A 12,470-nucleotide genomic window follows, 5' to 3' on the forward strand; every position below is an offset into this window, starting at 1 on the left:
TGACCTTTGGGATAGGGATTTAACTTGGGCAGATTTTTTCAGGGGTAGATGGATTGGATACACTATTCTAGTCTTTAGCAACTTTGTCCCACCAAAGAATATTGTACACAACCTCCAACCGCTATATTTTAGATTACGCAATGCAACAGTTGTCTCTTTTCCTCGATTTGTCTAGCTCCGAGCCAATTAATAAAACTTGGTTCCAAGATATTTTAGCCATTCTTAGAGTCAGGCAAGAACCAGCATGGACTGACAATTTTGGTAAATCTCTCCGCCAATGGCTGATGGAGCAGGGACATACTCCCATTAAAACACTCAGCTTATTTTCTGGTGGTGGTGGATTAGACATTGGATTTCATGATGCTGGCTTTGAAATCATTCAAATGGTAGAGCTTGAAGCCAAGTATGTTCAAACTTTACAAAGGAATTCTTTACCAGAGAAATGGCTAGAAGGCTCTGAAGCTGTTTGCATTGATATTAGAGATTATTTACCTGAATCTCATCTTACAGTAGACTTTATTATTGGAGGCCCTCCTTGTCAAACTTTCTCTGCTGCCGGACGTAGAGCTGCTGGAGTGTCTGGAACAACAGATGCTAGAGGTACATTATTTCAAGAATATGTTCGTATTCTCAATGTACTTAAGCCGAAAGGATTCTTATTTGAAAATGTGTATGGAATAACTGGAGCCAATGGAGGAAAAGCTTGGCAAGAAATTCAAAAAGCTTTTAGAGAAGTTGGCTACAATATTTATTTTCGGATTCTTGATGCTGCTGATTATGGAGTACCTCAACATCGAGAACGTTTATTTATTGTTGGATTAAAAGAAGGCGAATATTTATTTCCCTATCCTACTCATGGCCCAGATTCTCTGAATCAAAATTCTTATTATTCAGCAGGAGAAGCTGTAGAAGGCGCTGATATTTCAGAAATGGAAATAGGTTTAGGCGGACGTTTTGGACATCTACTCGAACATATTCCACCTGGACTTAACTATAGTTTTTATACAAAAGAGATGGGCTATCCTAACCCAATATTTAGCTGGAGATCAAAGTTTTCAGATTTTCTATACAAAGCAGATCCAACAAATCCAGTACGAACAATTAAAGCACAGGGAGGACAATATACAGGGCCTTTCAGTTGGGAAAATCGGAAATTATCAATTGCAGAGTTAAAAAGATTACAAACTATTCCTGATGACTATGAACTTATTGGTAATAGGCAGGTTTCTATTGAACAAATTGGAAATTCAGTGCCTCCTCAACTTGGGCGGATATTGGCTCTTAGTATTTTAGAACAAGTAATTAAATTTAAATTACCTTTCCCTATAAGTTACTTACCTGAAAATAAAAAACTAGGTTTTCGCCAGCGCAAGAGAAAGTTAACGGAAATTTATTCTCAAAAGGCTAAATCTGCAATTGCAGATTTACGTCAAGCAGGAAAATTTTTATCTATACCTCGTTTTCAATACGAAGGTAAAGGAAAAATGGTCAGATTTTTATCTGCTGATTTTTCTTGGACAACAGAACAAACTTCTGAAGGTGTAAAAATTTATATATCCTACGATTTGAATGATTCTTGTTGGCTGTTCGCAGCAGGTATCAATGATAATTGCGAAGAAGAAGATCAATTCGTGATAGATATTAATCCCTCTTGCGGTCATGATGAATGGGTTCTGGGAACGTGTTCAGTTAAGCTTTGTGCTAAGGCTCTTGATACATGGTTATATACATCTCTTTGGAAAGCTTTTGAAGAAAAGTTAACTGAAGCTACAGGAAAAGCGGATTTAGTTCAGTTATCTGGATATTATCAATACAATCCCCGAATTAGTGGAATAATAACTTTTAATCCTCAGTTGAAAGTTAAACCACTTTGGCGTGTAATCCAATGTGTGACGAGGTGTATTGGTACTGCTGCTCAACTTTCAGCTACAGAGCTGGCAGACCGATGGGGTGTGAAAGCAGAAGATATCTTCTCCTATCTTCAATCTCTGCGAGTTATGGGTTACGAAGTTAGAAATCACAACACAAACCCACAAATTCCCAAAGGTGAGTATTTGATTCCTTATGCCTTTCCTACACTAAACCCTAAAAGCGTGCAACTTCGCAAAAATCTATAAACAGATCATGAATGAGCTACACCTGAGAGTCTATACAAACAGAAGTGAGTTGGTTTTACCTGATGGAACAATTCAATACTTTCAAGAAGGAGGAATGAATCAGGCTGCAAAGATACGGTACAAGAAAATAGCGGTAGAGCTATCTACAGGTTACTTGGAAAAACAGATTTTATTTTGCAGAGATTATTCATCGAATCTTGATTTTTTGATCTTGAACCAAACGCATAAATATATTTTAGATAGACTTGTACAGTCAGTGACCAGCGAAGTTGGTAGAGCATTAGTAGGTTTGTCAATTCTACAGTTGTGCGTTAAGGCAATTGAGCCAGAGCAGAGTATTAGGTTACACAAAGGTAGTACGGCGACAAGAGACTTTTCTTGGTGTGATGGTATTTCTATGCGTTCTCTCGATAAGCAATACATTACACCTGTGTTACGAAAATATGAACTACTGAGATTGAATGCGGATGGTTTCATGATGACACGCAGTTTAGCAGAAAATTACCCGTATTCATCTGTATATAAAGCCAACATGAGAGGCGCACGTTCTGAGTGGGTAAGTCTTGTTGAGGCAATTGAGAAAGACGAAGTAGTTTCTGAAATAGCACTGCGCTATCTTCTTTCGCAACTACTCAATCAAGCAGATAACTTTAGAAGATTAGCTTTACAAACTATTGAGACTCTCACCTTATTTCTGGGAGCAACAGTTTTTGATAAAGGCATTTCATTAAGTCTGATACTGCGTCACATTAATCAATCTGATTATGCGGCTCGTTTAATGGAGATAGCTATGCATAGCTTAATGCAGGCTATGCAAGAATACCAAGTTTTTCCCCACAGGTTGCTAAAACCACTTTCGCAAATGCGTTCAGCCAATAAGAAGCATGGCAATGTTGGCGATATTGAACTTTTAGAGGATAGGCAAATTGTGGAAGCTTGGGATGCTAAGTATGGTAAGTCATACTTGCGAGATGAGATTGAGGAATTATCAGAAAAATTGGAAGTACATCCCGCCCTTAGAAAGGCTGGTTTCGTTACAAGTCTTGAAGCTGAACGAATTGATGAACTGATGCTTAGATGTAATGAAATTGAAGAAATATTTGGGATATCCCTGGAAATAGTTACTTTTAAGGAATGGGTAGAGCTACAGTTTGCTCGTACATTGGCAGAAGAGGCCACAACTGAGCAAGAACTTGCTTCTTCTTGGCTCATAGCTTACACAGAATCTTTAGCGCAGCAACGCAGGGACATTGCCCCAATTGATGAGCCATGTTATCAATGGCTGCTTAAGCTAAACGAGACTTTGACAATTGAATAGCTGAATGCTGCTCATGTTCAAGACTTGGATTAAGTGAGAAATTCAACAAGTTACTCACACTTATTTTCTTAAGATTTTCACCTGGTCGAGCGTGCTATTCGCTTGAAAAACTTTATTCCCCACCATATCACGTAGATTACCTTGTAAAGAATTGCTTGAGTTAAACATTTGCTAGATGCTACCGTCTACAAAATGGAACAGAAGTTGAAGGGGTTTCTTTAACCATGAAAGGTAGACACAAAGTAGCTTTTAGTTTGACATCGCTGATCAGTCTTAATTTAATATCTAGCTTAGTTGCATTTGATGTGGCGATCGCTACAGTACCGAGAAGCCCAGATAAAACTGTCAATTGCGAGATTTTAGTTGTGGGTGGTGGACTATCTGGTGCCGCCACAGCTTACGAGGGGTTACTAGCAGGACGAACGGTTTGTCTCACAGAAATTACTGACTGGCTGGGAGGACAAATTTCTTCTCAAGGGACATCTGCGTTAGACGAACGCCCAACTCAGCGTGCTCTCAAATTCTATTCTCGCGGCTACCTAGAATTGCGAAAGCGCATTGGGCGCAAATACGGTACACTTAACCCCGGTGACTGTTGGGTAAGTGAAGCCTGCTTTCTTCCCCGCGATGCTCACAACATTTTAGTCCAGATGCTCAAAGATGCCGAGAAGCAAGGCAAAGGGAAATTGCAATGGTTTCCCAACACGGTAATTAAGGATTTGGAAATCGCTGCTGATGGCAAAATAATTAATAGTGCGATCGCTATTCAACATCAACCAGCAAAAGGCGCACCACCCCTCAATACCTTTACTTTATCTCAAAGTATTGAAGATTCTTATAGCTACGAAAACTCATCTCGATTTACCAAAACTATTATCCGTTTCCTTCCCAAGACAGATATTCCCAAAACAGATAAAGGGGATGCTCCTAAATGGTATGTCGTAGACGCGAGCGAAACTGGAGAAATTATCGCCCTTGCTGATGTCCCCTACCGATTGGGTATTGATGCCCTTTCTTACCTAGAACCTTCTGCGTCCAGTACCAATAACGATCCTTATTGTCCTCAAGGCTTTACCTACACCTTTGCAATGGAGGCAACTAAAGAACCGCAACCGCAGACGATGCCAGCATTTTATTCACAATACGCCCCATATTTTAGCTATGAATTAACCCGACTAGCTAACTTTGACTTAGTTTTCACCTATCGTCGCATTTTGAGTCCAAAGAAAGGAAAACCAGAAAAATTCGGTGGTGTAAGTTTTACTGCTCCTACACCAGGGGACATCTCCATGCAAAACTGGACTTGGGGTAACGACTACCGCCCCGGAACAGCCCAAGATAACCTGATTTACAGTCGCCAACAGTTAGAAAGTACTGGGCAGTTAAAACCAGGTGGTTGGATGGGGGGGCTACGAACAGAAACTCTCCGTAAAGCTGAGGAAAATGCCCTCTCTTTCTATTATTGGTTGGTAGCTGGGACTACAGATTCCAAGTTGGGGGAGGGTATAAAGCAGCTGCAAAGCAATAACCGCTTTGTTTCCGGGCTAAATTCTCCGATGGGAACAGTACATGGCTTATCGAAATATCCTTATATGCGCGAAGCACGGCGCATCATTGGCCGCCCTAGTTGGGGACAACCTGGTGGCTTTGGTATTTGGGAAATTGATATTTCTCGCCGAGATTACAACGATAAATATTACTCCCAGACTCTGCCAGCAGATATGTATCGGAGGCTACGAGCAGCACTTGCAGGTTTGGAAGCAGTATCAGTAATTGAAGGTAAAGTCTCACCAGAAAAAGCAATGCGACGGACTCGTTCTACTATCTTCCCTGATGCTGTGGGTATTGGTCACTATGCTATAGATTTCCATCCTTGTATGGTGAATAGTCCCCCAGAAGCTCCTGGTAATACAGAACGTCCAGGTGAAAGGCGTGGTGCAGGACAAGCTTATCCCTTCCAAATTGCTCTCAGGGCAATGATTCCCCAGAAAATTGATAATTTGCTGGTAGGAGGCAAAAGCATTGCTAGTAGTCATATTGCTGCTGCTGCTTATCGAGTCCATTCCTTTGAATGGTCATCTGGCGCAGCTGCGGGAACTGTTGCTAGTTTTGCCCTGAAAAATGCGATCGCACCCTACCAACTAGTCGATGACTTACCCAAACAAGAGCCACAACTGGAAGCACTTAAACGGCTTTTGGAACAAAATGGCAACCCCACAGCCTTCCCAGATACATCCATTTTTAACGAAAACTGGGATAATTGGCGGTAGATAGTCATTGGTCATTTGTCATTTGTCATTTGTCATATCAAGTCCGGTTAATCACTTTTGATTACCCAATCTGTGCAAAAATCAGAAAAGCCCCCTGCCCCCTGCCCCCTTGCAGTCTTAATGATAAGTCTTTAGCCGGACACGATATCATTGGTCATTGGTCATTTGTTAAGGGCAACGGACAACGGAAAAATGACGAATGACAACTGACAATAGACTAAACTAGCTGTTTGTAGTGTAGTTTTGTAAAATTATCTTGCTTAATTGTTCTATGGTTATGACACTTTCAGCAGATGTTTACGGGATGGCCACAGCACCAACTAAAGCTCCTGAACGGTCTAATCAAGTTACCCGTAAGACTTATCCGAATTACAAAGTTATTGTATTAAACGATGATTTTAATACATTTCAACATGTGAGTGAATGTTTGATGAAATATATTCCAGGGATGACTGGCGATCGCGCATGGGATCTAACTAATCAGGTACACTATGAAGGTCAAGCGATCGTCTGGGTCGGGCCCCAAGAACCTGCGGAACTCTATCACCAGCAACTGCAACGAGCAGGTTTGACAATGGCACCTCTAGAAGCAGCTTAATTATCATGGGCAAACCCACCGCAGATTCCCTCCGATCGGCTTCTCTACGAGACGCTACGCGAACGCAAAAAGCTGGCAGACTGGTTTGGAATCACTCGACCCACCTTGATGGTCTCATCCCCATTTTAGAACGTCTTTGTCAGCAGGACAACATCCAAACTGTGACGCCCGGAGTGATTGGGCGGGCAAAAGGCCATTGCCCGAAAATGCAATTGCGCGTTTCAGTACCGATTCGCGGCGGCTATAAAGTAATTGCACGGCAGGGGAAGACTGTACAAGAGGTCTTTATTCTAACCCCTTTGGCGCAGTCAGAATTGGAAACGGCATTAGCGATCGCTATGAAATAATCATGCCCAATTCCCAATTCCCCATGCCCTATAACTATTCTTCAACACGGTGGACTGCAAATTTGTGTAGTGGCAGACTAACAATGCAAGAAAAAGTTAAGAAATATGACAGAGCCGTAGTTATTCTCAAGGTCATGAGTACAGATTCCCAGTCGGGTAAAACTATTTTTTCTATACCAAAGGCTACACAGTAAACTAGCCAGTAAGTAAAGCTCATTCTAAATAAAATCCGCTCTGTTTCTTCTACATCATTTTTTTGCTGCTTACTGTCCCACAGTAATACCAGCCCAATAATGCAAGCTACAAAGGAAACAGCAACTACAAATTCGTGACAAAATATATTTAACGAATGCATTTGTGTTTGTCCCCACTTTTGTCTGTTGAAGATCAGTCTAAAGGAATATTCCTTCTAGAAATACAAATTATTTACAAACCTCAATAGAGTCATGCCTTTTCTGTAAACAAATGCAACATAAATTGTTGTTTTGCAAATGTAAATATTTATCTTTGCAAAACTTAATTACGTTAGCGACGTAGGAGCATCATTACGAATTACGAATTACGAATTATTTAACAAATGTCTCCTGATGTTTCGCAAGCAGCAATACTTACCCAACGGCTAGAACCATCTTCCCAATGTTCTTTTTTCCAAATGGGGGCATTATGTTTGAGGGTATCAATAGCATACTGGCAAGCTTCAAATGCCTCGCTCCGATGAGGACAACCTACTGCGACTAAAACACTAATTTCTCCAACTTGCAAACGTCCAGTGCGATGATGAATCACTACCCGATTCACATCAGGCGTAGATAAGCGAATATCAGCAGCAATTTGATAAAATATCCGCAATGCCATAGGTTCGTAAGCTTGATACTCTAGAGCAATTACAGGTTTACCATCAGTTTGATTGCGAACTACGCCACTCATAATAACCACAGCACCGTTAGCTGGATCGTTAGACAAGGCATAGATTTCTTCAAGAGACAATGGTGCAAAGCTAATGGCAAAACTATCTTCGGCTCTTGGTTTAACAGCAGAGGTAAGTGTAGTTGTCATAACTGCGATCGTATTATGTGGGCTTTTTCTATTGTCCCTGAACAAAACACTGCTGGTGTATGTTTAATTGCTCTTGCTATAGCGGGCGTTGCTGATTCCATGTATGAAAATGATTTTGCATAATACCAAAATCCTTGTAGAGACGTAGCAGTGCTACGTCTCTACAAGGATTCATACTTCAATTCAGCAACGCCCTATAGCGAGCGCTTATCGTTTATCTGAGCTACACTCCTCGTGACATTAGTTGCATATATTACCGCTTACTTAATCTAAGCGGAAGTAATTTTATCTGTTAACAAAAAATTATAAGACTGTAAATCTTCTAAAAATTTACTTAAAATTAGCAAAATTCTTGTCCATCCTTCTTAAGACATATTAGTATAATTAAAATCATCAAGCTATATGCTTGGTCGGTTATTTAAATTAGCAGTTATTAGTAAATAGTCTAATCTGCATTATCTAGACGATCGCAGTCATATCTACCTTTAATCTCTTGATTGAAAAAGCTGCCAATTGAGTCAGAGGCATGGAAATCTGACCAAGTATCCTCGTCTACGCCTAAGTACTGATAAACACCTCCATTTTGAAACTCAACTTGCAAAATGTGTTCGTCGCGATCGTAGCCTACAGCGATCGCCATTGATGAACTAACTGGTAACATAGCAATTGGTTCTTCTTCAAAGGGTAGTGCAGGCGTTTGGGCTATCGCCTCGTTCAGTTCTTGCAATCCTTCATAAGCTTGTACTGGCGCTGGAATTTCCAAAAACTCTAGTTCGTCGCCTCGATCTAGCAACAACTGCAAATATCCATCAGAGTGAGCGATCGCAACTAAACTGCTCAAGTCTACCTTAGATAGCTTCATTTATTTTGTACTCTCTTGTTGGCGTAGTCGGGTGTTTAAAGCTTTATGCAACACGCAAGTATTTTAATAGTACAAATATACTACTAAAGGCATTTTACTGTCAAGTTTTTTCTACCAAAAGAGAATTTACTGATCTCAACTGTATTAGCCTATTGGCTTGCGACCAAAGGTATAAAAAATTGTGACATCGTTCCAAATGCCTTGTTCCGTAACTAATGTTGCCAATTCTGCTTCAAATTCCGCCTTGACTTCTTCCAGTTGCCCAGATGAGAGTTGCTTCATGGGATTTGGAAATTGCCCAGGTACTGGATGAGAACCTCCAAACCACATCCCCTTTGCCTGTTCTAGGCTATCTAGCCTAATATAGCTACCATCTTGCTCAGACTTAATTTCAATCGCCTCAAAGCCTGCTGTTTTTAGTAGGTCATGGCACTTTTCAATAGTACCTGTTGGTTTACTTAATGCAAGTGAAACACCATATTTTTGGGCGACTTTTTGCACAGTTACCCCACCCACAAAAGCGGTGTCTGCGAATGCATGAAAGCCGATTAGCCCACCAGGTTTAAGCAATTGATGCCAAAGGCGTAATGTCTTGGGAATGTCAGCCATCCAAATCAGGGCTGAGGAACATAAGACAACATCGAAACTGTTGTCTGGAAAGTTCAGTTTCTCGGCATCCGCGAGTATAAACTCAATATTATTCAGCCCTAACGCCTCAATCTTGCGTTTTGCCTGCTCAAGCATCCCAGTTGAAATATCCACTCCAACAACTCGACCTGCAAAACCTACAAGCTGTGCTGCTTCAATCGCTACCATACCTGTCCCAGTTGCAATGTCTAAAACATGCTGTCCTTGGCTAATGTGTGCATGTTCAACCAGACGATGAGCAATTCGAGGATGCCAATCGCCCTCATCATAAGTTTCGCCTCTGCGACTGTATAAATCGGCAATCTGTTGCTTGTATTTATTCAACTCTAATTGTTCATTCATAATTCTTTTGCAAACAGTGTTTTTTGTCTTACATTTACATAATGCTAAAACACTAATCAGTATTCCAAGAGGTAAAGAACATATCAATGCATCCCTTTGCAATGTTAATGCGTCGCTCTACAATGCCAATGCATCCCTTTGCAATGTTAATGCGTCGCTCTGCAATGCCAATGCATCCCTTTGCAATGCCAATGCATTGCTCTGCAATGTTAATGCATTCCTCTGCAATGCCAATGCATTCCTCTGCAATGCCAATGCGCTAAGATTTTATGTAAAACTGTACTTACTTGTGCAACCAAAACCGTTGTAGAGACGTAAAATTTTACGTCTCTACATCAATGATTCATGCCTGTATTTAGCAACGCATCTGATCTACCCAGACACAACAGTAGACTTTATCTCATGAAACTCGGATTTCTCAGTTTGCAAGTAACGATAAAGACGATTCAGGGCGTTGATATGAGCGTAAGCTGCGGCTACCACGATATCAGTATCAGATGCTTGTCCAGAGAATATCCGCTCTTGATGTTTCAAGCGAACTGTGACGGTTCCTAGTGCATCAATTCCTCCAGTCACAGATTGGACGGAAAATTCAATTAGTTGATTGGGAATCTGTACCAATTGATTGATTGCTTGATACACTGCATCCACTGGGCCAGTGCCTACACTCGCATCTGTGAGGATTTTGCCTTCAGGAGTGACAATTGTAATAGTTGCAGTTGGGCAAGTGCAGTCACCGCAGATTACCTGGACATGTTCGATTTGGAAGCCACTTTCTACTTGAATCTGCGTTTCATCTCGAACGATCGCTTCTAAATCCCAATCTGAGATTTCTTTCTTCTTATCGGCAACATCTTTGAATCGATTGAAGGCTTTGTTTAAGTCTGTCTCGTTCAATTCAAACCCCAATTCCTTGAGCCTGGTACGAAAAGCATTTCGTCCAGAGTGCTTGCCCAAAACAATGCGATTTTCTGGCAAACCAATCGCAGCAGCTTCCATAATTTCATAAGTTTCGCGGTGTTTGATAATCCCATCTTGGTGAATACCAGACTCATGGGCAAAAGCGTTTGCTCCCACGATCGCTTTATTGGGCTGAATCAGCATTCCGGTTAATTGGGAAACCAAGGATGAGGTTTTGTAAATCTCTTGAGTCTTAATATTAGTCAGGGGTGTATCGGCTTCAACCGGACGGCCAAAGTAAGGATTGAAAAATGGTTTGCGAACCTGCAACGCCATTACAATCTCTTCCAATGCAGCATTCCCGGCTCGTTCCCCAATGCCATTAATGGTACACTCCACCTGACGCACACCATATTCAATTGCTGCCAAAGCGTTAGCTGTCGCCAAACCCAAATCATTTTGAGTGTGAATTGAAAGAATCACCCCATCGATATTAGAAACATGTTCTCGAATTCCCTGAATCAAATTTCCGATTTCTTTGGGTGTGCAGTAACCAACGGTATCAGGAATGTTGATTGTAGTTGCACCTGCTGCGATCGCCATCTCCAAAACTTCATAAAGAAACTCTGGCTCAGTGCGGCTAGCATCCATCGGTGAAAATTCTACATCGTCTACAAACGACTTGGCATAAGCAACCATTTCTGATGCGATCGCTAATACTTCGCTGCGAGACTTTTTCAACTGATATTTCAGGTGAATATCAGAAGTAGAAATCATCGTGTGGATTCTCGGACGAGCCGCGCCCTTCAAGGCTTCGGCGGCGACGTGAATATCTTGGCGTATGGCTCTAGCTAAACTACAAATAATTGGCCCACCGGGTATTCCGACTTGTTCAGCAATAGTTTTAACAGCTTGAAAATCTCCCGGACTAGCAATGGCAAAACCGGCTTCAATTACATCGACACCAAGGAGAGCTAGTTGATGAGCGATCGCCAGCTTTTCTTCTACATTGAGGGTTGCGCCCGGCGACTGTTCGCCATCCCGTAGCGTGGTGTCGAAGATGATAACTCGGTCTGGTTGAGATGCGATGCTCATAATTGTCTCCCGTGGTATTGAAGGGATGTTTGAAAAACTTACTTTGGATATTGTATACAATCTTTCGTATTTTGTATACAATATAAAATATGAACTTAAATGACTTGGCAGCAAATGTGTTGCAACAACAACGCAGTACCCCAGATTTAATTGCCGATGCTTTGCGGGAAGCGATTCTGCGCGGCATTTTTCAGGAAGGACAATCCCTGAGACAGGATGAAATCGCCACTCAGTTTGGAGTTAGTCGGATTCCTGTGCGTGAAGCCTTGAAGCAGCTAGAAGCAGAAGGATTGGTAACACTGCATTTAAATCGTGGTGCGATCGTATCGGTGTTGACAGCGCAAGAGGCGCAAGAAATCTGTGAAATTCGTAGCGCCTTAGAAGTGAAAGCGATGCAGTTGGCAATACCCAAGTTCAAGGAAACAGATATAGAAAAAGCTGCTGTAATTTTGTCAGCGACAGATAAAGCAACTGATGCAGGTATGTTGGCAAAACTCAACTGGGAATTTCATGCGACGCTGTACGCCACTGCTGAACGTCCCCGGTTGTTGGGGATGATTAAAACTTTACATGTTAATTGCGATCGCTATGTCCGCGTACAATTAGCGCAGATGGATTATCAAGAGCGATCGCAAAAAGAACACTATCAACTTTTAGATGCTTGTCAAAAGCAGGATACAAAAGCTGCTGTCAGGTTACTGAAACGACACATTGACACCGCAGGAGAACAGTTAATTACATACTTGCAGCAAATTGCTCAGAAACGCTGATTCTTCTTGAAACTAGATGATCTACTAGAACAGACTAAACCGGAAATTCCCACTATCCTGTTCAACAAACCTCTATTAAAGTTCAAGTTTATCCCTCTCCGCTTCTAAGAGGGACGGTTTTACTACGTAAAACCAGGGAGAGGTCTT

At 41.5% G+C, this 12,470-nt stretch carries 11 protein-coding genes; 6 read left to right on the forward strand and 5 right to left on the reverse strand.

Annotated features, from left to right (window positions below; all coding sequences use genetic code 11):
- The first annotated feature begins 140 nt into the window (after positions 1-140).
- From V7K25_RS05890 to V7K25_RS05910, 5 genes are all read left to right on the forward strand, one after another.
- Entirely contained in the window at positions 141-2,117 is a 1,977-nt protein-coding gene (locus tag V7K25_RS05890; RefSeq protein WP_335155943.1) for a DNA cytosine methyltransferase, read from the forward strand.
- A gap of 7 nt (positions 2,118-2,124) precedes the next feature.
- Positions 2,125-3,435: a hypothetical protein gene (locus V7K25_RS05895; RefSeq protein WP_335155945.1), complete on the forward strand. Its 1,311-nt coding sequence runs from the start codon at positions 2,125-2,127 to the stop codon at positions 3,433-3,435.
- A 224-nt stretch (positions 3,436-3,659) separates the two neighbouring features.
- Positions 3,660-5,705 (forward strand): FAD-dependent oxidoreductase, encoded by a 2,046-nt coding sequence (locus tag V7K25_RS05900; RefSeq protein ID WP_335155947.1) that lies wholly within the window; start codon positions 3,660-3,662, stop codon positions 5,703-5,705.
- Between the two features lie 271 nt (positions 5,706-5,976).
- On the forward strand, positions 5,977-6,303 hold the full coding sequence (clpS, locus tag V7K25_RS05905) for an ATP-dependent Clp protease adapter ClpS (RefSeq protein ID WP_335155949.1): 327 nt from the start codon (positions 5,977-5,979) through the stop codon (positions 6,301-6,303).
- A gap of 5 nt (positions 6,304-6,308) precedes the next feature.
- A complete protein-coding gene (locus V7K25_RS05910) occupies positions 6,309-6,650 on the forward strand; it encodes a DUF2103 domain-containing protein (RefSeq protein WP_335155951.1) in 342 nt (113 codons plus the stop codon).
- A 34-nt stretch (positions 6,651-6,684) separates the two neighbouring features.
- Here V7K25_RS05910 and V7K25_RS05915 read toward each other — a convergent pair whose 3' ends face one another.
- The 5 genes from V7K25_RS05915 to V7K25_RS05935 form a co-directional block, all read right to left on the reverse strand.
- Positions 6,685-7,005 carry a hypothetical protein gene (locus tag V7K25_RS05915; RefSeq protein WP_335155953.1) on the reverse strand — a complete coding sequence of 107 codons (321 nt, stop codon included), beginning with the start codon at positions 7,003-7,005 and terminating at the stop codon, positions 6,685-6,687.
- Positions 7,006-7,220: 215 nt separating this feature from the next.
- Positions 7,221-7,706 carry a molybdenum cofactor biosynthesis protein MoaE gene (locus V7K25_RS05920; protein WP_335155955.1) on the reverse strand — a complete coding sequence of 162 codons (486 nt, stop codon included), beginning with the start codon at positions 7,704-7,706 and terminating at the stop codon, positions 7,221-7,223.
- Between the two features lie 445 nt (positions 7,707-8,151).
- Positions 8,152-8,568: a KTSC domain-containing protein gene (locus tag V7K25_RS05925; protein ID WP_335155957.1), complete on the reverse strand. Its 417-nt coding sequence runs from the start codon at positions 8,566-8,568 to the stop codon at positions 8,152-8,154.
- 144 nt (positions 8,569-8,712) lie between these two features.
- Positions 8,713-9,558, reverse strand: coding sequence for a class I SAM-dependent methyltransferase (locus V7K25_RS05930; protein WP_335155959.1), 846 nt, complete (start codon positions 9,556-9,558; stop codon positions 8,713-8,715).
- A gap of 372 nt (positions 9,559-9,930) precedes the next feature.
- On the reverse strand, positions 9,931-11,553 hold the full coding sequence (locus V7K25_RS05935) for a 2-isopropylmalate synthase (RefSeq protein WP_335155961.1): 1,623 nt from the start codon (positions 11,551-11,553) through the stop codon (positions 9,931-9,933).
- 89 nt (positions 11,554-11,642) lie between these two features.
- Here V7K25_RS05935 and V7K25_RS05940 point away from each other — a divergent pair, with 89 nt between their 5' ends.
- Positions 11,643-12,323, forward strand: a complete 681-nt coding sequence (locus tag V7K25_RS05940; RefSeq protein WP_335155963.1) for a GntR family transcriptional regulator — start codon at positions 11,643-11,645, stop codon at positions 12,321-12,323.
- Positions 12,324-12,470 lie beyond the last annotated feature (147 nt).

It is taken from the genome of Nostoc sp. (assembly GCF_036919495.1).
In the GTDB taxonomy this organism is placed as follows: Bacteria; Cyanobacteriota; Cyanobacteriia; order Cyanobacteriales; family Nostocaceae; genus Nostoc.

Bases quoted from the DNA above. Each gene is read 5' to 3' on its own strand.
- V7K25_RS05890 (WP_335155943.1), top strand. From the start codon at position 141: ATGCAACAGTTGTCTCTTTTCCTCGATTTGTCTAGCTCCGAGCCAATT.
- V7K25_RS05940 (WP_335155963.1), top strand. From the start codon at position 11,643: ATGAACTTAAATGACTTGGCAGCAAATGTGTTGCAACAACAACGCAGT.
- V7K25_RS05930 (WP_335155959.1), bottom strand. From the start codon at position 9,558: ATGAATGAACAATTAGAGTTGAATAAATACAAGCAACAGATTGCCGAT.
- V7K25_RS05900 (WP_335155947.1), top strand. From the start codon at position 3,660: ATGAAAGGTAGACACAAAGTAGCTTTTAGTTTGACATCGCTGATCAGT.
- V7K25_RS05915 (WP_335155953.1), bottom strand. From the start codon at position 7,005: ATGCATTCGTTAAATATATTTTGTCACGAATTTGTAGTTGCTGTTTCC.
- V7K25_RS05935 (WP_335155961.1), bottom strand. From the start codon at position 11,553: ATGAGCATCGCATCTCAACCAGACCGAGTTATCATCTTCGACACCACG.
- V7K25_RS05920 (WP_335155955.1), bottom strand. From the start codon at position 7,706: ATGACAACTACACTTACCTCTGCTGTTAAACCAAGAGCCGAAGATAGT.
- V7K25_RS05925 (WP_335155957.1), bottom strand. From the start codon at position 8,568: ATGAAGCTATCTAAGGTAGACTTGAGCAGTTTAGTTGCGATCGCTCAC.
- clpS (WP_335155949.1), top strand. From the start codon at position 5,977: ATGGTTATGACACTTTCAGCAGATGTTTACGGGATGGCCACAGCACCA.
- V7K25_RS05895 (WP_335155945.1), top strand. From the start codon at position 2,125: ATGAATGAGCTACACCTGAGAGTCTATACAAACAGAAGTGAGTTGGTT.
- V7K25_RS05910 (WP_335155951.1), top strand. From the start codon at position 6,309: ATGGGCAAACCCACCGCAGATTCCCTCCGATCGGCTTCTCTACGAGAC.